Genomic DNA, 24,153 nt, shown 5'->3' on the forward strand with positions numbered 1-24,153 from the left:
AATTACGTATGGCGATTCAGAGTAATCGTAAATCACCAATCTTCAATCGAAAATTAATTAATGGATACTAAGGAACTTCTAAAGAAAGTACGAAAGATAGAGATTAAGACACGCCGATTGTCTGATCATATTTTTGGAGGGGAATACCATTCTACCTTTAAAGGAAGGGGAATGACGTTTTCTGAAGTTCGTCAGTACCAATTTGGTGATGATGTTAGGAATATTGATTGGAACGTTACAGCGAGATATAACGAACCTTTCGTTAAGGTCTTTGAGGAGGAGCGTGAGTTAACCATGATGCTCATGGTTGATGTTTCGGGGAGTAAGTTTTTTGGAACTAAAAATCAATTTAAGGAGGTAATCGTTACTGAAATTGCTGCGACTTTGGCATTTTCTGCCACCCAAAACAACGACAAAATAGGATTGATTTTATTTTCAGGAGATATTGAGCTCTATATTCCACCTAAAAAAGGTCGTTCACACGTTCTCAGGATTATTCGGGAGCTTTTAGAATTTCAGCCTAAAAGTAAGGACACCAATGTCTCAGAAGCGTTCAAGTTTTTATCGAATGTTATGAAGAAAAAGGCTATTGTATTTGTCTTGTCAGATTTTATAGCAGACGATTACAAGCAAAATTTGAAAATAGCTGCTGGAAAGCATGATATTACAGGAATTAGGGTTTACGACAGATACGAGGAAAGCATTCCCAATTTAGGATTGGTGCAAATGGAGGATGAGGAAACGGGAGAACTCATGCTTGTCAATACCGCTGCTAAAAGAGTACGCTTAGACTATGCTAAGTTCTATCTAGAGAAGGTGGACTACTTTAAAGACAGCTTTACCAAATCGGGTTCAGGGACCATAGACTGCAGAGTTGATGAAAGTTATGTAAAAAAATTATTGGGTTATTTTAAACGCAGGGGATAAAGGAAAAATGAATACCAAAGCGCCAAATACAATTTTCGAATTGAAATTTATTTCGGTTTTACATGAAAAGTTAACCATCTGCACGGCGGTGCTCTTTTTTCTGTGTTCATGGGTGTCCTCTGCTCAAGTTACAACACAAATCGATACCACAACCATTAAAATCGGTGAGCAAATTAGTTATAAAATAAATGTCGAGACTGATTCTGTGGCAATAGTGGTATTTCCCGAAGGACAAACGTTCCTGCCTCTTGAAGCCGTTGAAGCAACTGATATCGATACGGTAAGGAAAGAATCACAGTATCTGTTGTCTAGAATTTACAAATTAACACAATTCGATTCAGGGCGATACACCATACCAAGACAAAAAGTGCTTATAGGTGATAGGTCCTTTTTTACGGACTCAGTCAAAGTAGCTGTTAACTATATTGAAGTTGATACTACAAAACAGAAATTATATGATATAAAACCTATCATGGAAGTCCAAAAATCTAGCGGGAATTGGTGGAAATGGCTTTTATTAATTTTAGGTTTTGTTGGCTTGGTAGCATTTTTGATTTATTGGTTTATTTGGCGAAAAAAACCATTAACTGAGGAAGAGGAAATTGCATTGTTGCCGCCATATGATCGCGCAAAGCTGGCTCTTCACAAACTAGAGGAACATAACTACTTGAGGCGTTCAGAAATAAAAACCTATTATTCAGAGCTTACCTTCATAATTAGAAAGTATCTCGATGATAAAGTTTACGATCGTTCCTTAGAAAGTACTACAGACGAGTTGATTTCGCGTTTAAAATTATTTAAGGATGGTAATCAATTTCCTTTTAAAACAGAAACAATCGTCAATATTGAAAGTATATTAAAACGTGCAGATTTGGTAAAATTCGCAAAATCCAAACCAGACACAGCACTTGCAGAAATTGATAAAAAAACCGTAGAAAAAGAGATTGACAATATAAAAACCTGCTTGCCCGAACCGTCGGAAGAGGAAAAACTTTTAGACGAACAATACAAGGAAAACCGAGAGAAAAAACAGAAACGTCAGAAAATTATTTTAACTGCAGCAATCAGTATAGCTCTTCTTGTAGCTACCTATGTAGGCTTTAGTCTTAAATATGGTTTTACTTATGTAAATGATACCATTTTAGGAGATGAGAGTAAGGAATTATTAGTAGGGGATTGGGTAGAAAGTGCTTATGGTTTCCCTCCAATATGGATTGAGACTCCAGAAGTTTTAAAACGAGAGGAAGTTGGGGATTCCAAAGAAGAACAGAATCAACCAAAGACAGCTGTATTTAGATTTTTGTCAAAAGAAGCAGGAATAGATATTCAAGTAAGTACAACAACCTTTAATATAAGCACGCAGCAAGGACAGCCTCAGCAAATGTCAGATGAGGACAAGGCAAAAGATTTGATAAGTGCCTCAGAGAATTTTTTAAAGAAATTAGAAGCTAATGGTGCAACAGACATTACAGTGAAACGTGAAGAGTTTAAAACGCCTAATGGAGCATCAGGTATAAAAACCTATGGAACAATGAATCTCGTCATTACTGAAAACAAAACAATACGAGCAAAATATATGAATCTTGTCTTTAGGGCAGAAAACGTAAGACAACAAATAGTACTGCGGTGGCGGGAAAGCGACAATTATGCTGAAGATATAGTTAAGCGAATTACAGATTCTATAGAACTAGTACCAGAAGAATTGCCTAAAGAAGACGACGTATAATGTTGGAGAATATAGAATTTTTAAATAAAGAATTTTTTTGGCTTCTGCTATTGTTGCCAATAGCTATAGTTTGGTACATTATTAAACATAACAAACAGACGGCAGAATTAAAAATATCAAGTTTAAGGGGGTTTAAGCTAACGCGCTCAATTTGGCCCAAATTGAGACATGTGTTGTTCATTTTACGTTTATTAGCTCTGACCCTATTAATTATTGCTATTGCAAGGCCACGGACAGTAGATGTTTCTACAAGAACAAAAACCACAAGGGGTATTGATATTGTAATGGCTATTGATGTGTCTGCTAGTATGTTGGCTAAGGACCTTGTACCGAATCGATTGGAGGCACTTAAGGAGGTTGCAGCAGATTTTATAAACGGACGTCCGAATGACCGAATTGGTTTAGTTGAATATGCAGGCGAAGCTTATACAAAAACACCTATAACCAGTGATAAAACTTTGGTATTAAGGTCTTTGCGAGATATAAAATATAATACTATTATTGAGGGAGGTACGGCCATTGGTATGGGATTAGCCACATCTGTAAATCGTTTAAAAGATAGTAGGGCAAAAAGTAAAGTTATAATCCTCTTAACTGATGGAGTCAATAATTCTGGTTTTATTGATCCTAAAATAGCCAGTGAACTCGCCGTAGAATACGGCATAAAAACCTACACCATCGGATTGGGCACAAATGGGATGGCTTTATCGCCAGTTGCCATTAATCCAAATGGCTCATTTAGATATGGTAGGCAGCAAGTAGAAATTGATGAGGACCTGTTGAAAGAGATTGCCGAAGCAACAGGAGGGCGCTATTTTAGGGCTACAAATAATAAAAAGCTAGCGGAGATATACGAAGAAATTAATAAGCTAGAAAAGACAGAGATTGAAGAGCGGAAGTATTATAATTATGAAGAAAAGTATAGACCACTAGCAATTTTAGCAGGATTGTTATTACTATTGGAACTGCTTTTAAGACATACAATATTTAGAAGTTTTGTTTAGAATAGATGAAAAAATATGGTTTTGGACTTTATTGATTATTCCTATAATCATGCTCCTATTTGTGTTTTTACAGGTTTGGAGACAATCTGCGCAAAAAAAATTCGCAGAACGGCGATTATTGGAAAAACTGAGTCCTAATCAGTCTTTATTTAAAGGTTTGCTCAAAGTTTTGGTGCTTTGTGCAGCTTTTGGCTGCTTATCCTTAGCTCTTGTCAACCCAAAGATTGGAACGAAATTAGAAACGGTGCGCAGTCAAGGTGTAGATATTGTATTTGCTGTTGATGTATCTAAAAGTATGCTGGCAGAAGACATTGCGCCCAACCGCTTAGAAAAGTCCAAACAGCTTGTTACACAAATTATTAACAACTTGGCTAGTGATCGGGTTGGTATTATTGCCTATGCAGGTAAGGCCTTTCCACAATTGCCCATTACAACGGACTATGCTTCGGCGAAAATGTTTTTACAAAACATGAACACAGATATGTTGTCATCACAAGGGACAGCTATTCATGAGGCCATTCAGCTAGCCATGACCTATTACGATGATGAAGAACAAACCAATAGAATCTTAATTATAATATCCGATGGTGAAGATCATGAAGGCGATGCCATTGAAATTGCAGAAGAGGCTAGTGACGAAGGGATAAGAATATTTACGATTGGTGTGGGCGATACCAAAGGAGGACCAATACCAATAAAAAGAAACGGGGTAATTCTCAATTATAAGAAAGATAATAGGGGTGAAACCGTTATCACCAAGCTAGATGAATCTACATTAAAGCAAATCGCAAATGAAGCCAACGGCACCTACATTAATGGCAGAAATACCAGCGAAGTAGTTGATACCATAAAGGACATTTTGGAAAAGATGGACAAAAAAGAGTTTGAGTCTAAACAGATAGCAGATTTTAAAGATCAATTTCAATGGTTTCTAGGACTTGCAATACTGTTTTTGTTTATAGATATATTTTTACTCGAACGCAAAACAGAGTGGTTAAAAAAATTAAACCTCTTTAATGAAGCTAATATTTAATGACAGCAGTATATCTTTAACATTTAAATATTCTTTAACGCAAATAAATCAAAGGGTTTGCTAATTTTAATTGTAAACAGGAAAGAATGAGGTATTTTATAGTTTTCTTAGGATTATTGGTTGGACTTCCATGTTTTGCCCAAGATGGTGCTAAAGAGAAACAAGAAGCCACAAAGAAGGCAGATGCTTTTGTATACAAAGCCAACGAACTGCTTCAAGAGGACAATTATATTGAAGCAGAAATGGCATATAGAAAAGCTATTTCAGAAGCGCCTAATAAAGCGGTTGGTGCGTATAATCTGGCTCATACATATTACGAGAAGGGAAATATAGATGAAGCATTATTTAGAGGGCAAGAGGCGGCTAAAAATGCTAAAACTAAAGAAGAAAAGCACAGGGCATTTCACAATATCGGCAATTTCTTGATGAAAAATGAAAAATGCAAAGAAGCTGTTGAAGCTTATAAAAATGCGCTTAGAAGTGACCCTAGTGATGAGCAAACACGATACAATTTTGCCTTAGCCAAAGAATGTGCAGAGCAACAAAAGCAAGATGGTGGTGGCGAAGACAACAAGGAAGATAAGAATAAGGACCAAGAGCAAGACAAACAAGAAGACCAAAAGAAACAGGACGACAATAAGGAGAATCAAGATCAAAAAGATGAAGGTGATCAGGATAAAAAGAAAGGTGACCAAGAAGAAGATGAAGACGGTAAACCTAAAGATGACAATAAAGACCAGGGCAAGGGTGATGATGATAAAGATGATAAAAACAAAAAGCCAAAGCCTAAGCCAGGCCAAATGTCTCCCCAGCAGATAAAAAATATACTGGAGGCCATGCAGAACCAAGAACAAAAAGTGCAAGCCAAAATGAATGCCGAAAAGCAAAAAGGGGCAAAAGTAAAAACAGAAAAAGATTGGTAAAACCAATGATGAATAAGGAAAACCAATGCTTAATTTATTGCGCTTTCAATTGTAGAGTTTCTTGGTCCAAAATTGTAGGTAAATGAGAATGATTAAATATATATCCATATTATTTATCCTACTGGCAACAAGCCTAGTTTCAGCACAAGTTCAATTTGAAGCTAAAGTCAGTAAAAAGAAACTTGGTGTCAATGAACGACTGCGGATAGATTTTGAGATGAACAAGGATGGCGACAATTTTGTGCCACCAAATTTTGAGGGGTTTGACGTTGTTGGAGGTCCTAATACATCGGTCAGTAATTCTTGGTACAATGGCCAGCGCTCGTACAAAAAAACCTATAGCTATTTTTTAGCTCCTAAAAAACGTGGCTCATTCACCATAAAGCAAGCCATCATTGAAATAGATGGTGAAACGTACAAGACCTTTCCGGTAACCATCACCGTAACGGCAGCTGTAGATAAACCAAATGGACCACCCGATGCTTCAGATATTGCTTCAGATAATATTCACTTGGTCGCAGAAGTCTCTAAATCCAATCCCTATTTAAACGAGGCCATAACGGTGGTGTATAAATTATATGTGTCACCCGAAACGGGAGTCAGTAATTGGCGCGAAAAGGACAATCCACGATATAATGACTTTTGGAGTCAGAACATTGAAATTAAAGGACTAAATATTCAGAACGGAAAATATAAAGGTGAAGATTACCGCTACGTGGTACTCAGAAAAACAGTTCTGTATCCACAGAAAACAGGTAAGTTAAAGCTAGAACCCTTGGTATTGGATATTACCGTAGAGGTGCCTACCAATAGAACGGATATATTTGGTAGGGCATTAATGACCAAAGTGCCAAAAACGGTTACTGCTGGTAGCCTAACCATTGATGTAAAACCACTTCCTGAGACTGGTAAACCATCAGATTTCAAAGGAGCTGTAGGAAATTTCTCCTTAAACGTTTCAACTTCAAAAAATCAATTAAACGCCACAGAGTCCTTACAGGCTACAATTGAGGTGTCTGGTAAAGGAAACCTTAAATTATTTGAATTGCCAAAATTAACCGCACCAAGCTCGCTTGAAGTTTACGAACCTGAACACAAGGAAAATGTTAGGACGAATCTAGCGGGAATGCAAGGAAGTATCTCCGATACTTATACCATCGTCCCTCAATACAAAGGCAAGTATCCCATTCCACTAATTTCCTTCTCTTATTTTGATTTAGCAACGGAAACCTATAAGCGTATTTCCTCAGATGAAATAATTATAGACGTTTTAGAAGGACCGACGGCCGCCTTGAATGCGGCCAATGAGTCTTCAAGCGCAAATACAAAGCAAACGGTAAAACCAAACACAAATGCCTTTGCTTTTATAAAAACATCTAGTAATTGGACTGCAATGAGGGGTAAGTCCTTTTTCAAATCCAATTTGTTTTGGGGCTTGTTTTTAGTGCCATTTTTATTTATTCCTTTAGCCATATTCATCAGAAGGCGTAAGGATTTACGTGATGCAGACGTGCAAGGTACCCGTCAAAGGAAGGCGGACCGATTAGCCAGGAAGTACTTGAGTAAGGCCAAGAAAGATTTGGGCCAAAAGGAAGCCTTTTATATTGCCTTAGAAAAAGCCCTACATAATTACCTTAAGGCCAAGTTAAGTATTGAAACCAGTGACTTTAATAAGGATAAAATCAAAAAATTACTCACAGATAGACAAGTGGAAGCTGATGTTGTGAACCAGTTTCTGTCAATTTTAGAGAGTTGTGAATTGGCAAGGTATACACCGATTACACAGGTGACCATGCAAAATGATTACGATAAGGCAGCTAAAACGATATCATTAATAGATAAACAATTGAGATAATATGCAGCTATTAAGATTACTATTGTTTTGTAGTTTAAGTCTGTTGGGAACGTCTCAGAATAATGAACGTTTTGAACAGGCAAATGCCTTATATAATGATGCCAAATATGCTGAGGCTATAGATATTTATGAATCTATTTTAGACACAGACGTTCACTCTGCAGAGCTTTATTTTAATTTAGGTAATGCCCATTATAAATTAAATAATATAGCTCCAAGTATTTATTATTATGAAAAGGCCTTGTTATTAGACCCAAACGATAAAGACATAAAGAATAACCTGGCTTTTGCCCAAAACATGACTATTGATGCAATTGACAAGGTGCCAGATGTAGGATTTTCGAGAATAGTAAAGAATATTGTAAACACGGCATCGGCCGATACTTGGGCAAAAATTGCCATTGTTGGTGTCTTTATTTTTGTGGGTCTCTTTTTGCTCTATCATTTTGCTTATGCCACAACGCGAAAACGCATAGCATTTATAGTGAGTGTCATAGGAATGGCATTAGCGTTGTTTTCTCTGACTATGGCATTTCAAAAGCAACGCATAGAGAGAAATGATAATCCTGCAATAGTTTTCGCGCAGGAAAGCCGAGTAAAAACTGATCCCAATAAAACGAGTGAAGAAGTCTTCAGGCTCCACGAAGGAACTAAAGTTCAGGTTTTGGAACCCTATGATGATTGGTACAAAATTCAATTGGCAGATAAATCTACAGGGTGGATTCCTTCAACAGACATTAAAATATTGAAGTGATTTTTTTCATTCAATAAGTTAAGTTGTCCATATACTCAGAAAAAGTCATTATATTTTAAGAATCTAAGCAATTCCTATGAAAGAACTTTTCAGTAACATCAGGGGTGATGCCTTTGGTGGTATAACAGCGGGTATTGTGGCGCTACCTTTAGCTTTAGCTTTTGGGGTATCTTCAGGTTTGGGACCAAGTGCAGGACTTTATGGTGCGATTTTTATTAGTTTTTTTGCGGCATTATTTGGAGGAACTAATACTCAAATCTCAGGACCAACAGCACCTATGACAGCTGTAAGCATGGTTGTGATAGCAAGCATTGTTGCCGCAAATGAAGGAGACGTTCAAAAAGCATTGCCTTCAATTTTACTTGTGTTTTTGTTAGCTGGTCTTATTCAAGTACTATTAGGAGTTTTAAGACTTGGCGAATACATTAGATATATTCCTTATCCAGTAGTCTCTGGTTTTATGACGGCTATTGGCCTTATCATTATTATTACTCAGATTTTACCAGCAATTGGATACTATCCTAAAGAAGACCATGAATTCGTAGAGCGGTTTAAACCTCAGGCGGAAGAAATAATTTTAGAAAATATTTTAAGAGAGGAAGCGGGAGAAGGGATATTGGTCATTGATAATTTTGAAGAAACGATAAAACGTGCTGATGAAATAACTCCAGAGGCCATTTTAAAAGAGTCAAAATCCTTAGCTGCAAAAAATGCTTCAGGAACCATAGGCGCTTTAAAGGTATTTCCTAGAGCATTTAAAAATATAAATTGGCTAGAATTAATTTTGTCCTTAAGCACTATCATTATTGTTTTTGGTTTTAAAAAAATAACTACCAAGCTTCCAAGTTCCTTAGTGGCCTTAATTGTAATCTCTACAATTGCAGTGGTTTTTGATTTAGATTACAGAACTATTGAAGAAATTCCTTCAGGTATACCAATGCCTCATCTCGATGTCTTCACAAATCTTGATTTAGGATCTATCTCACCTTATATTTTTACGGCCCTAACCCTATCTATTTTAGGAGCAATAGATTCCTTATTGACCAGTGTTGTTGCTGATAATATGACGAAGACCAAGCATAAACCAAATCGGGAACTAGTAGGTCAGGGTATAGGAAATAGTATCGCTGCAATATTTGGTGGTATACCTGGGGCAGGAGCAACAATACGAACTGTAGTTAATATTAAGGCTGGCGGAAGAACCAAACTTTCAGGTATGATTGCTGGTTTGGTGCTGTTAATCATAATGTTGGCGCTCGCACCTGTAGCCTCAAAAATACCTGCCGCAGTTTTAGCTGGAATTTTAGTAATGGTGGGTGTTGATGTCATGGATTATAAGGGCTTAAAAGCAATCCCAAGCTTACCGAAGGATTTGGAGCTAGGCCCCATAAAGTTAAGTACAGAGGTAATAATAATGTTAATTGTACTCGGTCTCTCCACATTTTGGGATCTTATTTACGCTGTTGGTATAGGTTTAGTCATAGCCTCCCTTATGTTTATGAAGAAGATAGGAAATATGACCGGCCAACGAAGCAGTGTAAAATCTATTAAGGAAACGATGTGGGTAGATGAACTGAATTTTCCTGAAAAATTTAAGGAAGAAGTCTTTATAAAACATATCAACGGACCCCTATTTTTTGGGTCGACCAGCGATTTTTCAGCATTAACCGTTCAAATTCCTGATACCGCAATGATCGTGATTATGCGTTTAGGTCGAATGCAATATATGGACCAGTCTGGACTTTACGCTATGGAGGATATGCTGCTTAATTTAAAAGAGCGAAATATAGAAGTGCTTTTTGTGAACCTCTTGAAGCAACCGCGATATATGATGGAACGTATTGATATAATTCCTGATTTTATCGGCGAAGATCGAATCTTCAAGACATTTGAAGAATGTATAGCATGGATTAACAAAAATGTGAAAGACCAATTCTAAAAATTCAGAACTCATGAACAAGTATTACAAGCAGTTATTGACCAATAATAAGAATTGGGTAAAAGCAATGAAGGATAAGGACGAGCACTATTTTGAAAAATTAGCAAGAGGTCAGCGTCCACCAGTGCTATGGATAGGATGTGCCGATAGTAGAGTTCCCGCTAATCAAATTACTGGGGCACATCCAGGTGAACTCTTTGTGCACAGAAATATTGCAAATATGGTGGTTCATACGGACATGAACATGCTCAGCGTTCTGGATTATGCGGTTAATAATCTTAAGGTAAAACATATTATTGTTTGTGGGCATTATGGCTGTGGAGGGGTTGAGGCTGCGATGCAAAATAAATCATTAGGACTTATTAATAAATGGATTAGAAATATAAAAGAGGTTTATAACGAACATAAAACTGAACTTAAAAATATTGAGGACTATCAAAAGCGATTTGATCGGCTTGTAGAACTCAATGTTATTGCTCAAGTTTATGACTTGGCAAAAACCTCTATAGTACAACAATCCTGGAAAGACAATACAGGATTGCAAATACACGGATGGGTTTATGGGTTAGATGACGGCGTCATAAAAGACCTAAAGGTGTCTATGGATAGTGCCGCTCATTTAGACGACATATTTACATTAGATTTAGATTAACTCGTTTCTAAATCATCTATCTCCTTCTCACTTTTTACTAACTCGGGAAAAATAACTGGAGCAAGTGATTTGACAGGTTCAAAAAGTACACTCTCTTCAACATGTTTCTTTTCCACAAAAGGTAATGCGTCGTTGAGTTTGTTAAAAATAATGAGAAGCACACTCAGTATAAGTCCAATTTTAAGCGCACCAAAAACACCACCAAGAAGTTTATTGAGCATCCCCAAGGCAGCAAAATCCGCTAATTTAGTTAAGGCCTTTCCAGCCAAGCTAATAGCTAATACAATAATCACAAAGGTAATGGCAAAAGCCGCCATGTTTATGGTATCATCACTCCAATCTAAACGACCCTCTAAAAAGCTAGCAGCAAAATGACTAAAATGGATGGCTCCAAAAATACCTAAGACAAGCGCAAGCAAGGATGCCACCTCAACAAAAAGACCCTTCATAAGCCCTCTAATTAGCCCGAAAAGTAAAAGTGCTCCTAAAACTATATCAATAATATTCATAGTAATAACAGTTTAACAAAAGAAACTCATTTTTATATGTAGCGGAATTGTTTGCCGACATTTAAAAATAAATTTGGAAATGTATGGTTTGGTCAAGATGAAATTCGTTCTAAAGGAGAAATATAGTTTAAATTTGCTGTTAAGATAACGCTATTTGAGAGATAAAAATTATGGCAAGGGACATACAATTGAAGGAGCGCTGGGAAATGATAGTTGAAAAACTATCTAATCAGTTTGCTGATGGCGACCGTTTAGATTTGGATTCTATTATTTATTTAATTGGAGTTCAGGAGCTAGGGCAAGTGCATCAGAAGTTTAAAAAAGATCAGAAGTTAGATTTAATGCATATTGCTATTTGCAAACTTCTTGAGCCATATGGATTTTACGAATTTGATTTTGTGGATGAAGACGGTTGGCCGCATTACAAGGTAAAAGCTCAATTGCCCTTCCTTAAGGCGGGAGAACAAAGTGTATTGATGAAGGAAGCAATAGTGAACTATTTTGTGGAAACCGAGTATATCGAATAAGAATTTTTAAATTTGTGCTCAATTTTTTATAAAGAAATCAGTTCAGCACCATAAGGAATGATAGATAAGTTAAAAGAACTCATAGCGGAAGCGGAAGCCTTTTCAGCCGAATCCAAGGAAGAAGTTGAAGCGTTTCGAATTAAGTATTTAGGATCTAAGGGCTTACTTAAGCAATATTTTGCTGAATTTAAGAATGTCGCTAATGACCAGAAGAAGGAATTTGGGCAAACTATAAACCAGCTAAAAAAAATAGCAGAAGATAAAGTCAATACCCTTAAGGAAGCTTTAGAAAATCAAGAAGATGACAAAGGTATTTACGGGGATTTGTCACGTCCAGGGGAGCCTATAAGTTTAGGGGCTAGACATCCTATTTCTATTGTTAAAAATCAAATTATAGATATTTTTTCACGTATTGGATTTAACGTAAGTGAGGGTCCAGAAATTGAAGATGACTGGCACAACTTTACAGCATTAAATTTACCCGAATACCATCCAGCACGAGATATGCAGGATACCTTCTTCATTCAAACCAATCCAGATATCTTGTTGCGTACGCATACCAGTTCGGTGCAAGTGCGCTATATGGAAAACAATAAACCACCGATTAGAACTATTTCACCGGGCCGTGTGTACCGTAATGAAGCGATTTCAGCCCGATCACATTGTTTCTTTCATCAGGTAGAAGGGCTATATATAGATAAGGATGTGAGCTTTGCAGATTTAAAACAAACACTACAGTATTTTACGACAGAGATGTTTGGGAAATCTAAGATTAGATTGCGTCCGTCGTACTTTCCCTTTACAGAACCTAGTGCCGAGGTCGATGTGTATTGGGGATTAGAAACAGAGACCGATTACAAAATGACCAAGGGCACGGGTTGGTTAGAGATTATGGGTTGTGGCATGGTAGATCCTAATGTACTTGAAAATTGCGGTATTGATTCTAAGGAATATTCTGGTTTCGCATTTGGAATGGGTATTGATCGCATAGCCCTTCTGTTGCACCAAATCAGTGATATCCGTTTGTTGAGTGAGAACGATGTGCGCTTTTTGGAGCAGTTTAAATCCGCATTTTAAACGTTTGAAAAAGGATATTAAAATCCCAGAGGTTAAAGAGGTTTATCTCGCTGTGGTTCAAGAAAAGCATCCTGAATACAACACCCTAGATTGGAATGCCTATATCATTAATAATAGTGATATAGATAAGGACACAGTACTTATAGTTTCTAAAGGGTATTCTGACAAAAAGGTGACACCACCGATGCGGCATAGTCTCAAATTATTGCCAGCTAGAAGTTATGCCAAGATTGAGTATTTACAGGAAAAAGTATTAGCGCTGAATAACGAATTTAAGGTTACTTATTTCGAAGGCAATACTATGTTTGAAAAAACATACGTATTCAGGAAAAATACTATTAACACCAAAGCCCTGCAACCTTTGCCTTTAATGACACTAAAAGGTGTACTTGTAAAATAGCAATGCCCCTCAAAAAAAGTTAGTCTAGTTGCTCAACCAACTTTTTGAAAACCTTTTTAGGATTTTTATTCTCATAAAGAATTTCATAAACCGCATTAACTATAGGGAGTCTTGTTTTTTTCTTATTCTTTTTATTTAACTCATGCGCACTTTTTGTAGCATAATAGCCTTCTGCCACCATATTCATTTCCATTTGGGCTGATTTTACGGTGTAGCCTTTACCAATCATATTTCCAAACATGCGGTTTCGTGAAAAGGTAGAGTAACCTGTTACCAATAAATCCCCTAAATAAGCTGAATTGTTAATATTGCGTTTCATTTTGTGCATTTTTTTGATAAAACGCTTCATTTCTCTTATGGCATTGCTCATTAAAACACTTTGAAAGTTATCGCCATAACCTAGTCCATGGGCAATACCTGCTGCAATAGCGTAAATATTTTTTAACATTACGGCATATTCTGTACCTATAATATCATCACTGATTTTAGTTTTTATATAATCACTAGATAAGGCGTTGGCAATAGCTTGTGCTTTCTTGGCATCAGCGCAAGAAATGGTTAAATAAGACAAACGCTCTAAGGCAACCTCTTCGGCATGGCACGGCCCTGCTATGACAGCAATATTTTCGAAAGGGACATTGTAAATGTCGTGGAAATGTTCACCAACTAGTTTACCACTTTCTGGCATAATACCTTTTACAGCGGAAACAATGATTTTTTTGCTAATATCAACGTTTAATTTTTCTAATTCAGAATGCACAAATGCCGATGGAATGACAATAATAAGCACATCTGCCCAACTTGCTATTTCATTAATATCGTTACTAAGCTTTAATTGGTCTAAATGAAACTCTACTGAACTTAAATAATTAGGATTGTGCTGTTCTTTTAAAATATGTTCTTTCGTATACACACTACGCATATACCAACCCACTTCATCCAAGTTTTCACAGAGCATTTTTACAATAGCCGTAGCCCAACTACCTGCTCCAAACACAGCATATTTAGGAGAATCAATCATATCTCTAATTATATTAAGCGTATCAAAAATACATAAAATAAAGGTTTTTAACCCTTCTGCACGCCATAGTGATTTAAAATTTGGCACAGGTTTTGAACTTCTTAAAACAGAAACCTTAAAACCCTTGAGTTATGAAGACGATGAAACTTTTTTTAGGAATGATTTTAAGCACTATACTATTAACGTCTTGTTATAGAGAAGAAGTTATAATAACCAATACCAATCCTGGAATCTCACTTAATCAATTATTGGGCTCTTATCAATTGTGGTATGTGGACATTAATCAAACTCAAGGTTTTGGTGAAACGCCATTTTTACAAATTGCATTTACTGTGAGCTTTGATAATGGTCGTATGTATGCTAACAATAATTTGGTTGGTTTTGGAAGTCAAGGTAATGGCTTTGGCGTTGAGATAGGAACCTACGATACCTTTGATATGATTCTAGACACCTATCACGTCATTGATGGTTATGATAGTTTTGATGTATACCAGATCAATGGTAACACCATAGAGTTGTATAATCCTTTTACGGATACATCTTACTTTTTAAGAGGTTACCAACGAACTACCTTTGACTATGATTTTATATTCTATGATAACATTCACTATTTTCTCCAAGAATATGAAGCATGGGAAAAAGTGTATACTAGTGAGTTTGGAGCTCTTAACGAGTTTGACAATGAAAACTATTTACAGTTTTTAGCTGGTGGAAACGATGCAACCTTTAGAAGCTCACAAGACGTTAATATAAATAACCCAAATGCTATTTTCTGGGACTATACAGGTATTTATGGAGTAAGCGATGTTGCTGGAAACCTATACCTAAAAACATTAACATTAGATTATGATTTCTTTGACAATGAATTCTTTGAACTTAGCGTTATTAATGATGGGACAATAGAATTGCTCCATGCGTCGTCTGGTACGATATATGAATTTGTTGGAAGAGGGTATATTCCGTATTACAGGAATTCTGATTCGCAAGGTAAAGTTACCAATGAGGATGTTAAACCTAAGAAGCGTAAGCAAAAATCACCTAAGGTTAACAATCCTAGACATAATACACGAAGATAAATTTTGGTTGGTTATTTAGTTTCAAAACGCTCAGTTTAAGCGCTTGCTTTGCTGGGCGTTTTCTTTATCTTTATATTCTATAAAAACCAAATGGGGTTATGAAAGATAATACACGCACCTGGAAATCTAGATTTAAATCCTTTCTCCTAAAAGTGCTCCTTGGGGTAATTGTGCTTTGCGCACTCACCTTATGGATATGCTCTTGGACATATTCCGAAGGGACACGTGCTGGGCAATTAATTAAGATTAGTGAAAAAGGGGTTTTCTTTAAAACGAATGAGGGAGAGCTAAATATGGGTGGTTTACGAATGGGCAATCCAAATGATGGCCTAGAAGGAAATCTATGGCAATTCTCAGTTTTAGACGAAGGTATCATTAAGGAATTAGAAAGGGCCGAAGGTAAACGCGTTAAGCTTAGTTATAAAGAGCGTTACAAATCTATGCCATGGCAAGGTGAAACCAATTATTTCATTACAAACGTGGAAGTTATAGATTATTAATGGCTTTAACAAGCTCGGCATAGTCATACGGCTTTTCTAGTATGAATTTATTTTTATCAAGCAAGAAATATGTAGGTGTGGCCGTTATACCATAGGTTTGTACAATCGGATTATCCCATTTTTCTAAACCCACTGTATGGACAAAATCTGGATATGCTTCAATTGCATCGGTCCATCCGCGAACATCGTTCTCTAGACCGAAGGCCACAACTCTGATGTTTGATTTATCCTTTATTAATTGGCTTACCTCAGGTAATTCTTTTAAACAGTGACCGCATTCACTGCTCCAGAAAATCAACAGGTAATATTCAGAACTGTCCAAAAAATTAAGACTGCTAACCTCAGTGCCATAGGTGGTTTCCGGGTTAAACTCAATATCTGGCGCTTTTGTACCTATAGAGGTATTTTTATAGGACGTTATCATTTGTGCCATAACCTTGTTGTCGATTAGGTTGGCTAATTCTAAAAGATACTTATCTGTAATATAGTTGGCAAGCTCATGATTATCAGTATTTACAAAACGTTGCCAAAGGGTGTATAAGAGAGTTGCTTTAATGTCCTCGGCGTCTTTACCAATCGCTGTTACAACGTCATCGACGTGAGCTTTATACGTATCATTCGTTGGGTCTAGGTTGATGTCAAAAACATAGGCTACAACACGATCTACAATGAAGGATGAACACTGTAAAAAATAGTTGCTAAAGTCAATTTCAGAAAGATAGTGCTCTTTTAAGTTGTTGGAGTAGGTGCTAATATCTTCGTACTTTTTAGGCAAGTACGGTCTATTGGCTTTTATAAAGGCAGAAACTAACATGCCTTTTGAGGATTCTTCGTAAGCGTTTTGAGTGTCTGCCATTACCTTAAATATCGACTTAAAACCTTCTTCGTCTGTCTCACCTTTGGAATAATAATTACTAATGGTTTGGTTAACCATTTCCATACTTTTTAGGTAAGAATCCCAAAGTTTGTTTTCTTCCGACTCAGTAAACTCAACACCTGTATCGTAATTAAATTTGAAAGCAACCGATTCCTTACCGTCGTAAATGAAATCAAAATTATTCTCCTCTGGTGGAATGGCATAAACTATCTTGTATATCCCAGGAGCGAGGGAGGAATCTAATGCTATTTCAAAATTACCATCACGATCTAATTGTCCTCTGTCTACATAATTAGCACCATCTGGCGTTGCACTATATAAAAAGGCGTAAGTATAATCTGTTGCTGGGGTAAAGGTTCCTTGTACACGTTGTGCGACCAAAATTGTAGGAAGAAAAAAAACTAGGATTAATTTTTTCATTTGTATTAGAGTTTGATATGTGGAATCCTGTCCAAGAATTAAGCCAAAATGGGCCGAAGCAATTTTAAGGCTTCATCTACACTTTTAACCTTATCAAATGTAAGTAATAATCTAAGACCATTTCGCGTTTGCTTTTCTTTCATTTTACATCGGCCAGGGTTTAGTTGAACAAATTGCAAAACTTTGGTAAATGCATCACTTTGGTAGAATTTACTTTGTTGGTCCTTTATAAAGTAACCAATCAATTTACCGTGCTTCATAATGAGTTTTTCAATACCCATATCAGTGGCAATCCACTTTAAGCGCACACTATTAAACAAATCTATAACTGGAATTGGTAATTCCCCAAAACGATCTATAACTTCGGACTCAAATTGTTGTAATTCAGCTTCTGATTTTATTTCATTGAGCTTTGTATATAGATTAAGGCGTTCGGTAATACTATTAACGTAATCATCTGGAAACAGCAACTCAAAATCTGTGTCAATAGTAATGTCTTTAACATATTGCTTAGGTTTACCATCGTCCTTGTACAAATCGGCAAACTCAGTTTCTTTTAACTCTTCAATAGCCTCATTTAAGATTTTTTGGTAGGTATCAAAACCAATGTCATTGATAAAACCACTTTGTTCGCCACCCAAGAGGTCCCCAGCTCCGCGAATTTCAAGGTCTTTCATGGCAATATTAAAGCCGCTTCCTAATTCCGTGAATTGTTCTAAAGCTGTAATTCGTTTCCGTGCGTCGGCGGTCATGGCGGAATATTCTGGTGTAATAAAATAACAAAAGGCTTTTTTATTGCTGCGTCCAACACGTCCGCGCATTTGGTGCAAATCACTAAGCCCAAAATTATTGGCGTTATTGATGAAAATCGTGTTGGCATTAGGTACATCTAAGCCGCTTTCAACTATAGTTGTACTTACTAGAACATCAAATTGGCCATTCATAAAGGCCAACATAAGATCTTCTAGTTTTTTTCCATCAAGTTGGCCGTGGCCAATTCCAATTTTTGCATCGGGGACCAACCGTTGGATCATACCAGCAACCTCCTTGATGTTTTCTATTCTATTATGAATGAAAAACACTTGTCCCCCACGTTGAATTTCGTAACTGATAGCATCCCTTATGGTTTCCTCGTTGAGTCTAATAACATGGCTTTCTATGGGATACCTGTTGGGTGGTGGCGTTGTAATAACCGATAAATCACGCGCCGCCATTAAACTGAACTGTAAAGTCCTTGGAATTGGAGTGGCTGTTAAGGTCAACACGTCGATGTTTTCCTTTAAGGTTTTTAGTTTGTCCTTTACGGCAACACCAAATTTTTGCTCTTCGTCAACAATAAGTAATCCTAAGTCCATAAACTTTACGTTTTTATTAGCAAGTTGATGTGTGCCAATTACAATATCAATACGCCCATTTTGCAAACCCTCAAGGGTTAAACGCTTTTCCTTTGCGGTTCTAAATCTATTGATATAATCTACGGTGACGGGGAAATCCCTTAGACGTTCGGTAAAGGTTCTAAAATGCTGATATGCCAAAATGGTAGTTGGCACCAAAACAGCAACTTGTTTGCCATTATCAACGGCCTTAAAAGCAGCTCTTATTGCAACTTCTGTTTTTCCGAAACCTACATCGCCACAAACCAGACGATCCATGGGTCGCTCACTTTCCATATCCCTTTTTATATCTGCAGTAGAGGATATTTGGTCTGGGGTATCTTCATATACGAAGGAAGCTTCTAGCTCGAGTTGCATATGACTGTCTGGAGCATATTGATAACCCTTTTTAAGCTTCCGTTTGGCATAGAGCTTTATGAGATTAAAAGCAATCTCCTTAACACGCGATTTGGTTTTTTGCTTTAAATTTTTCCAGGCTTTACTACCTAATTTATAGATTTTAGGGGGTTTACCATCTTTACCATTAAACTTGGTAATCTTGTGCAAGGAGTGGATGCTTAAATACAGGACGTCACGTTCGCTGTAAACTAATTTTATAGCTTCTTGTTGTTTGCCTTGGACATCAATTTTTTGAAGCCCTCCAAACTTACCAATCCCATGATCTATGTGAGTTACGTAGTCTCCGATTTCTAGATTGGTCAACTCCTTTAGTGTAATGGCCTGTTTTTTGGCATAGCCATTTTTCAGATGAAACTTATGATACCGGTCAAATATTTGATGGTCGGTGTATATAGCAATACGTTGTTCTTCGTCAATAAAACCTTGGTACAGGGAAAGCACAATGGTTTTGTAATGTACCTCTTGTTCTGCGTCTTCAAAAATATCGTGAAATCGCTTAGCCTGTTGCTCGCTAACACAAGAGATATAATTGGTAACACCTTGTCTATGATTCTCGTTAAGGTCTTCGATTAATAAATTGAAATGTTTATTAAAGGCAGGCTGAGGTTTGGTTTTAAATTCAATGGTCGAACTGCCAAAAATTGAGTTAGAGCCAAACTCAATAATACTATAATTTATAAGCTGTCTTTTAAGAAGTTCTGAATTACAGAATAATTCACTGGGAACAGCATGCTTGACCTCGCTGGTTAAGGATTGAAAAGCATCCTCAGCTTTTTTATAAAAATCATCAATCCTTGAAAATAACAGGGGAACATTCTTTATAAAAACGACTGTTTTTGGAGATATATAGTTCAAAAAACTCTCGCGCTGTTCTGCGATAAGCTTATTGGCCACGTTAGGGATAATACTAACTTTTTTGATATTCTCGGTAGAGAGTTGCGTCTCTACATCAAAGGTTCTGATACTATCTACCTCATCACCAAAAAACTCAATACGGTAGGGCAAATCATGCGAAAATGAAAACACATCAACTATACCGCCCCTTACTGAAAAATCTCCAGGTTCAGTCACAAAATCAACGCGTTTAAATTTATATTCAAACAACACCTCGTTAACAAAATCAATACTTAAATTATTGCCAACGGCAATTTTTAAAGTGTTCTTTTCTAGCTCTTTTTTGGTCACAACCTTTTCAAAAAGAGCGTCAGGATAGGTTACAATAATTGCTGGCTTTTTTCGCGAGTTAATACGGTTTAACACCTCGGCCCTTAACAAAACGTTAGCATTATTGGTTTCTTCTATTTGATATGGCCTGCGATAGCTACCAGGGTAGAATAAGACATCTTTGTCATTAATTAATTGTTCTAAGTCGTTGAGGTAATACGCCGCTTCTTCCTTATCTTCAAACACTACTAAAAAAGGGGCTTCAGAAGTTTTAAATACTTGAGAAAGCACTATGGACAAAGAGGAGCCAACAAGACCTTTTAGATGTAATTTTTTCTGGGATTGGGCAATAGACTCTTGCAGATTTTGAGATTGCAAAGCCTGTGCATAGGATTGGGTAATAAATGATTTACTCAAGTTCCTTAATTTGAAATGCAAATATAAAGTATTTGAATGGTTATGGCTTTTATATTTTTAACCAGGGTTGATGTTATTAATGTGTAATTTTAACCCAGACTAATTGAGAGTTCACCTGACTTTTTACGTTTTTTTTTAGGTCTATAAATCTAAATATTTTGTAGGTTTGTGCACCTTAAAAAAAGAGCATAAATAAAACTATATATATGTCAATTTCAGATTTATTCGATAGTGGATTTAGGAAGCGAAATGAAGACCATTTTGCCGCTATCGTTAGGGTTGCCATGAGTGACGGAATAATCAACGAAGCAGAAAAAGCATTTTTGGATCGTTTGGCCTCAAGATTGGATATAAACGAACACGATTATAAAAAGATTCTAAAGGATTATAACAGCCACCCTGTTAATGCGCCACATTCCTATGATAAGCGATTAGAGCGTTTATACGATTTGGCTCGTATGGTATGGGCAGACCATATTGAAGGTCCAAACCAGTTAAACCTATTAGAAAAGCTCTGTATTGGTTTAGGGTTTACACCAGATAATGTTAAGTATATAGCTGACAAGGCCTTAACTTTAGTCCATTATGAGGTGAATCTTGAAGAATTTACAGAGCGGATGAAGAAAATGAACCAATAGTAGGTTCTTTAATAATTAAATGGCGAATTGTGTAGGTACATTTTTACCAAATACAATTCGCTTTTTTTACGAGTTTCGCATAAACTCCTCTACTTTATCTACCATATTTTTACTCCCACAAATAAATGGAACACGTTCATGCAGTTCAGTGGGTTCAATATCCAAAATACGCGTCAACCCATCACTAGCCTTTCCGTTAGCCTGTTCTGCCAAAAATGCCATAGGATTACACTCGTAAAGCAAGCGCAATTTCCCGTTTTCGTTTTTAGAGCTTTTTGGGTACATGTAAATACCGCCTTTTATCATATTTCTATGAAAGTCAGAAACTAGAGAGCCAATATACCTACTCGTATAGGGACGATCACCCTCTTCCATTTGACAATATTTGATATAGTCTTTTATACCTTGAGGAAAGTGAATATAATTCCCTTCATTCACGGAATAAATGCGTCCAGATTCAGGGAACTTCATATCTGGATGAGATAAGTAGAATGAACCAATAGCAGGGTTTAATGTAAAACCATTAACACCGTGACCTGTGGTATAGACGAGCATGGTGGATGTACCATAGATAACATACCCTGCAGCGACTTGTTGATTGCCCTTTTGCAAAAAATCTTCAAGCTGAACAGGCGTACCCACAGGAGTCACACGTCTATATACAGAAAAAATAGTGCCGACAGAAACGTTTACGTCAATATTAGAAGATCCATCTAAAGGATCTATTAGTACAACATATTTATTTTGATGATTTTCATCTTGGCTGTTAATGGCAATAAAATCATCTTCTTCTTCACTGGCAATACCACATACGATGTTTCTATTGGTCATGGTTTGAATAAACTTATTATTGGCATAAACATCTAACTTTTGTTGGTCTTCACCTTGTATGTTAGTATCGCCAGCAGCACCAATAATGTCAACTAAACCAGCTTTATTTACTTCGTGATTTACAACTTTAGCGGCTAAACGAATGGAGTTGATAAGTCTAGAAAGTTCTCCAGAGGTATATTTAAAGGAGGCTTGGTTTTCAATGATAAATTCACCAAGGGTCTGATTGCGTTGAGACATGAAGCATAGAAATGGTTAGTGGCACAAATATCGTATTTTTTGCCAAACTATAACGTTTTCGTTAGCTAAATAAATTGTTATGAAAACCTACATTTCGATTATATTTGAACTTATTAAAACCAGATGACCCTACCTAGAATAGCTACCAAAGATGACATGGCTCAAGTATTGCAACTCATTAAGGAGTTGGCACAATTTGAGAAAGAACCCGATGCTGTAGAGATATCCCTTGCCAACCTTATAGAGGATGGTTTTGGTAATACGCCAAAGTTTACGTGCTTTGTAGTAGAAGTCAATCAACATATCGAGGGAATGGCCTTAGTTTATCCTAGATATTCAACATGGAAGGGAGAAGTTTTGCATTTAGAGGATTTAGTGGTTAGCGAAGCGTATAGAGGAAATGGCTTAGGTACTGTACTTTTGGATACTGTAGTAAAATTTGGTAAGTCAAGAGGGGTTAAACGCATTAGTTGGGAGGTTTTGGACTGGAACGAATCAGCCATTGCGTTTTACGAAAAAAAAGGGGCAAAAGTCATGAGAGATTGGGATGTTGTACAACTAGACGAAAAGGGAATTGATAAGTATTTAAGCAATTTATAATGCGTGTTTTTAAATTTGGAGGAGCTTCCGTAAAGGATGCTGAAGGAGTCAAAAATTTAGCAACTGTTCTTAAAACTACAGGTTATGATAATACCTTAGTGGTGGTATCTGCAATGGGTAAAACCACTAATGCCATGGAACGGGTCATTAAAAATTATTTTGAAAATAAACCGGAACTACAGAGCTCTATTCATGATGTCATAAAGTATCACAATGAAATCCTAATGGATTTATTTGAAAATGAACAGCATCAAGTATATGGAGCTGTAAAGTCTTATTTTGATGAATTAAACAGATTTTTAAAAAGTAATAAGTCACCTGACTATAATTATGTTTATGATCAAACTATTGGTTTTGGCGAGCTCATTTCTACCACCATAGTTAGTTACTATTTAAATGAGATAGGGTTAAGTAATCAATGGATAGATGTAAGGGAATTTATAAAGACGGATAATTATTACAGACGGGCTAGTGTTAATTGGGAATTGACCCAAGAAAAAATCACTACTGGCTTTAACACATCCAAGCTGAATCTAACTCAAGGGTTTTTGGGTAGTGATGCCAATAATTTCACAACCACTTTAGGTAGAGAGGGGAGTGATTACACTGCTGCTATATTTGCGTATTGCTTAAACGCTGATAGCGTTACCATTTGGAAAGACGTACCAGGTGTTCTCAATGCAGATCCGCGTTACTTTGAAAATGCCCAATTAATACATCAAATATCTTACAGGGAGGCAATTGAATTGGCTTTTTATGGGGCTACGGTAATTCACCCAAAAACCCTACAGCCCATGCAACGAAAGGAAATCCCCTTGTACGTAAAATCATTCCTTAATCCTCAGGACAAAGGCACTTGTGTGAGTAAAGGGCGTTCTTTAGACCCTGAGATACCGTGTTTTATTGTCAAGAAAAATCAAACGTTGATTTCCTTATCTTCACTAGATTTCTCCTATATTGTTGAAGAAAATATCAGTGATATCTTTAGTCTATTACATTTGTATAAAATGAAGGTTGACGTTATACAAAATTCTGCAATTAGTTTTTCAGTCTGTATTGATAACTTATATGATAACCTAGAGAAATTACTGCAGCATTTAAAAGCTAAATTCAATGTAACCAGTTATGAGAATGTGAGTCTTTATACTATCAGGCATTATAATGAAACTGTAATAAAGGAGCTCGAGAAAGATAAAACCGTACTCTTAAAGCAGCTCACACGGGAAACGGTACAAATAGTTACTAAATAA

Annotated in this window: 22 protein-coding genes; 17 read left to right on the forward strand and 5 right to left on the reverse strand. The window is 36.6% G+C overall.

The window, feature by feature from the left end; genetic code table 11:
* The first annotated feature begins 60 nt into the window (after nucleotides 1-60).
* From CA834_RS02445 to can, 9 genes are all read left to right on the forward strand, one after another.
* The gene (locus CA834_RS02445) at nucleotides 61-927 is read left to right on the forward strand and encodes a DUF58 domain-containing protein (protein WP_094967068.1); all 867 of its coding nucleotides are present in this window, start codon (nucleotides 61-63) and stop codon (nucleotides 925-927) included.
* A gap of 7 nt (nucleotides 928-934) precedes the next feature.
* On the forward strand, nucleotides 935-2,653 hold the full coding sequence (locus CA834_RS02450; RefSeq protein WP_094967069.1) for a hypothetical protein: 1,719 nt from the start codon (nucleotides 935-937) through the stop codon (nucleotides 2,651-2,653).
* Nucleotides 2,653-3,657, forward strand: a complete 1,005-nt coding sequence (locus CA834_RS02455; protein WP_094967070.1) for a vWA domain-containing protein — start codon at nucleotides 2,653-2,655, stop codon at nucleotides 3,655-3,657. Before CA834_RS02450 ends, CA834_RS02455 begins: the two co-directional genes overlap by 1 nt.
* Nucleotides 3,650-4,690 (forward strand): VWA domain-containing protein, encoded by a 1,041-nt coding sequence (locus CA834_RS02460; RefSeq protein ID WP_094967071.1) that lies wholly within the window; start codon nucleotides 3,650-3,652, stop codon nucleotides 4,688-4,690. The genes CA834_RS02455 and CA834_RS02460 overlap by 8 nt, the downstream gene beginning before the upstream one ends.
* Nucleotides 4,691-4,776: 86 nt before the next feature.
* Nucleotides 4,777-5,613, forward strand: a complete 837-nt coding sequence (locus tag CA834_RS02465; RefSeq protein WP_094967072.1) for a tetratricopeptide repeat protein — start codon at nucleotides 4,777-4,779, stop codon at nucleotides 5,611-5,613.
* An 82-nt stretch (nucleotides 5,614-5,695) separates the two neighbouring features.
* Nucleotides 5,696-7,468: a BatD family protein gene (locus CA834_RS02470; RefSeq protein WP_094967073.1), complete on the forward strand. Its 1,773-nt coding sequence runs from the start codon at nucleotides 5,696-5,698 to the stop codon at nucleotides 7,466-7,468.
* A gap of 1 nt (nucleotide 7,469) precedes the next feature.
* Nucleotides 7,470-8,222, forward strand: coding sequence for a tetratricopeptide repeat protein (locus tag CA834_RS02475; protein ID WP_094967074.1), 753 nt, complete (start codon nucleotides 7,470-7,472; stop codon nucleotides 8,220-8,222).
* A gap of 76 nt (nucleotides 8,223-8,298) precedes the next feature.
* Complete coding sequence (locus CA834_RS02480; RefSeq protein WP_094967075.1) at nucleotides 8,299-10,161, forward strand: SulP family inorganic anion transporter; 1,863 nt, start codon at nucleotides 8,299-8,301, stop codon at nucleotides 10,159-10,161.
* A 13-nt stretch (nucleotides 10,162-10,174) separates the two neighbouring features.
* Nucleotides 10,175-10,813, forward strand: coding sequence for a carbonate dehydratase (gene can, locus CA834_RS02485; protein ID WP_094967076.1), 639 nt, complete (start codon nucleotides 10,175-10,177; stop codon nucleotides 10,811-10,813).
* On the opposite strand, the gene CA834_RS02490 is transcribed toward can, so the two are convergent.
* On the reverse strand, nucleotides 10,810-11,322 hold the full coding sequence (locus CA834_RS02490; RefSeq protein WP_094967077.1) for a CvpA family protein: 513 nt from the start codon (nucleotides 11,320-11,322) through the stop codon (nucleotides 10,810-10,812). The genes can and CA834_RS02490 overlap by 4 nt on opposite strands.
* Before the next feature lie 170 nt (nucleotides 11,323-11,492).
* Between CA834_RS02490 and CA834_RS02495 the strand changes: the two genes are divergently transcribed.
* Genes CA834_RS02495 through CA834_RS02505 form a run of 3 tightly spaced genes read left to right on the forward strand, consistent with a single transcriptional unit; the run spans nucleotide 11,493 to nucleotide 13,326 of the window.
* Entirely contained in the window at nucleotides 11,493-11,849 is a 357-nt protein-coding gene (locus tag CA834_RS02495; RefSeq protein ID WP_094967078.1) for a hypothetical protein, read from the forward strand.
* Between the two features lie 57 nt (nucleotides 11,850-11,906).
* Nucleotides 11,907-12,926, forward strand: coding sequence for a phenylalanine--tRNA ligase subunit alpha (pheS, locus tag CA834_RS02500; protein ID WP_094967079.1), 1,020 nt, complete (start codon nucleotides 11,907-11,909; stop codon nucleotides 12,924-12,926).
* 4 nt (nucleotides 12,927-12,930) lie between these two features.
* Nucleotides 12,931-13,326 (forward strand): hypothetical protein, encoded by a 396-nt coding sequence (locus CA834_RS02505; RefSeq protein ID WP_094967080.1) that lies wholly within the window; start codon nucleotides 12,931-12,933, stop codon nucleotides 13,324-13,326.
* 19 nt (nucleotides 13,327-13,345) lie between these two features.
* Here CA834_RS02505 and CA834_RS02510 read toward each other — a convergent pair whose 3' ends face one another.
* Entirely contained in the window at nucleotides 13,346-14,347 is a 1,002-nt protein-coding gene (locus CA834_RS02510; protein ID WP_094967243.1) for an NAD(P)H-dependent glycerol-3-phosphate dehydrogenase, read from the reverse strand.
* Between the two features lie 131 nt (nucleotides 14,348-14,478).
* Between CA834_RS02510 and CA834_RS02515 the strand changes: the two genes are divergently transcribed.
* On the forward strand, nucleotides 14,479-15,423 hold the full coding sequence (locus CA834_RS02515; protein ID WP_094967081.1) for a nicotinic acid mononucleotide adenyltransferase: 945 nt from the start codon (nucleotides 14,479-14,481) through the stop codon (nucleotides 15,421-15,423).
* Between the two features lie 98 nt (nucleotides 15,424-15,521).
* On the forward strand, nucleotides 15,522-15,923 hold the full coding sequence (locus CA834_RS02520) for a 6-phosphogluconate dehydrogenase (protein WP_094967082.1): 402 nt from the start codon (nucleotides 15,522-15,524) through the stop codon (nucleotides 15,921-15,923).
* Here CA834_RS02520 and CA834_RS02525 read toward each other — a convergent pair.
* Both CA834_RS02525 and mfd read right to left on the reverse strand, forming a co-directional pair.
* Complete coding sequence (locus CA834_RS02525) at nucleotides 15,910-17,220, reverse strand: TlpA family protein disulfide reductase (protein ID WP_094967083.1); 1,311 nt, start codon at nucleotides 17,218-17,220, stop codon at nucleotides 15,910-15,912. The two genes, CA834_RS02520 and CA834_RS02525, sit on opposite strands and share 14 nt — an antisense overlap.
* A 38-nt stretch (nucleotides 17,221-17,258) precedes the next feature.
* Nucleotides 17,259-20,594 (reverse strand): transcription-repair coupling factor, encoded by a 3,336-nt coding sequence (mfd, locus tag CA834_RS02530; RefSeq protein ID WP_094967084.1) that lies wholly within the window; start codon nucleotides 20,592-20,594, stop codon nucleotides 17,259-17,261.
* Between the two features lie 206 nt (nucleotides 20,595-20,800).
* Between mfd and CA834_RS02535 the strand changes: the two genes are divergently transcribed.
* Complete coding sequence (locus CA834_RS02535; RefSeq protein ID WP_094967085.1) at nucleotides 20,801-21,232, forward strand: tellurite resistance TerB family protein; 432 nt, start codon at nucleotides 20,801-20,803, stop codon at nucleotides 21,230-21,232.
* Between the two features lie 66 nt (nucleotides 21,233-21,298).
* On the opposite strand, the gene fbp is transcribed toward CA834_RS02535, so the two are convergent.
* A complete protein-coding gene (fbp, locus tag CA834_RS02540; RefSeq protein WP_094967086.1) occupies nucleotides 21,299-22,303 on the reverse strand; it encodes a class 1 fructose-bisphosphatase in 1,005 nt (334 codons plus the stop codon).
* Nucleotides 22,304-22,426: 123 nt separating this feature from the next.
* On the opposite strand from fbp, the gene CA834_RS02545 reads away from it, so the two are divergent.
* Complete coding sequence (locus tag CA834_RS02545; RefSeq protein ID WP_094967087.1) at nucleotides 22,427-22,903, forward strand: GNAT family N-acetyltransferase; 477 nt, start codon at nucleotides 22,427-22,429, stop codon at nucleotides 22,901-22,903.
* Entirely contained in the window at nucleotides 22,903-24,153 is a 1,251-nt protein-coding gene (locus tag CA834_RS02550) for an aspartate kinase (RefSeq protein ID WP_094967088.1), read from the forward strand. Before CA834_RS02545 ends, CA834_RS02550 begins: the two co-directional genes overlap by 1 nt.

The organism is Winogradskyella aurantia (assembly GCF_002266855.1).
Taxonomy (GTDB): Bacteria; Bacteroidota; Bacteroidia; order Flavobacteriales; family Flavobacteriaceae; genus Winogradskyella; species Winogradskyella aurantia.

What these genes read in the sequence shown, in the direction of transcription:
- CA834_RS02445 (WP_094967068.1), top strand. Translation starts at nt 61, where the DNA reads ATGGATACTAAGGAACTTCTAAAGAAAGTACGAAAGATAGAGATTAAG.
- CA834_RS02450 (WP_094967069.1), top strand. Translation starts at nt 935, where the DNA reads ATGAATACCAAAGCGCCAAATACAATTTTCGAATTGAAATTTATTTCG.
- CA834_RS02455 (WP_094967070.1), top strand. Translation starts at nt 2,653, where the DNA reads ATGTTGGAGAATATAGAATTTTTAAATAAAGAATTTTTTTGGCTTCTG.
- CA834_RS02465 (WP_094967072.1), top strand. Translation starts at nt 4,777, where the DNA reads ATGAGGTATTTTATAGTTTTCTTAGGATTATTGGTTGGACTTCCATGT.
- CA834_RS02470 (WP_094967073.1), top strand. Translation starts at nt 5,696, where the DNA reads ATGAGAATGATTAAATATATATCCATATTATTTATCCTACTGGCAACA.
- CA834_RS02475 (WP_094967074.1), top strand. Translation starts at nt 7,470, where the DNA reads ATGCAGCTATTAAGATTACTATTGTTTTGTAGTTTAAGTCTGTTGGGA.
- CA834_RS02480 (WP_094967075.1), top strand. Translation starts at nt 8,299, where the DNA reads ATGAAAGAACTTTTCAGTAACATCAGGGGTGATGCCTTTGGTGGTATA.
- can (WP_094967076.1), top strand. Translation starts at nt 10,175, where the DNA reads ATGAACAAGTATTACAAGCAGTTATTGACCAATAATAAGAATTGGGTA.
- CA834_RS02490 (WP_094967077.1), bottom strand. Translation starts at nt 11,322, where the DNA reads ATGAATATTATTGATATAGTTTTAGGAGCACTTTTACTTTTCGGGCTA.
- CA834_RS02495 (WP_094967078.1), top strand. Translation starts at nt 11,493, where the DNA reads ATGGCAAGGGACATACAATTGAAGGAGCGCTGGGAAATGATAGTTGAA.
- pheS (WP_094967079.1), top strand. Translation starts at nt 11,907, where the DNA reads ATGATAGATAAGTTAAAAGAACTCATAGCGGAAGCGGAAGCCTTTTCA.
- CA834_RS02510 (WP_094967243.1), bottom strand. Translation starts at nt 14,347, where the DNA reads ATGATTGATTCTCCTAAATATGCTGTGTTTGGAGCAGGTAGTTGGGCT.
- CA834_RS02515 (WP_094967081.1), top strand. Translation starts at nt 14,479, where the DNA reads ATGAAGACGATGAAACTTTTTTTAGGAATGATTTTAAGCACTATACTA.
- CA834_RS02520 (WP_094967082.1), top strand. Translation starts at nt 15,522, where the DNA reads ATGAAAGATAATACACGCACCTGGAAATCTAGATTTAAATCCTTTCTC.
- CA834_RS02525 (WP_094967083.1), bottom strand. Translation starts at nt 17,220, where the DNA reads ATGAAAAAATTAATCCTAGTTTTTTTTCTTCCTACAATTTTGGTCGCA.
- CA834_RS02535 (WP_094967085.1), top strand. Translation starts at nt 20,801, where the DNA reads ATGTCAATTTCAGATTTATTCGATAGTGGATTTAGGAAGCGAAATGAA.
- fbp (WP_094967086.1), bottom strand. Translation starts at nt 22,303, where the DNA reads ATGTCTCAACGCAATCAGACCCTTGGTGAATTTATCATTGAAAACCAA.
- CA834_RS02545 (WP_094967087.1), top strand. Translation starts at nt 22,427, where the DNA reads ATGACCCTACCTAGAATAGCTACCAAAGATGACATGGCTCAAGTATTG.
- CA834_RS02550 (WP_094967088.1), top strand. Translation starts at nt 22,903, where the DNA reads ATGCGTGTTTTTAAATTTGGAGGAGCTTCCGTAAAGGATGCTGAAGGA.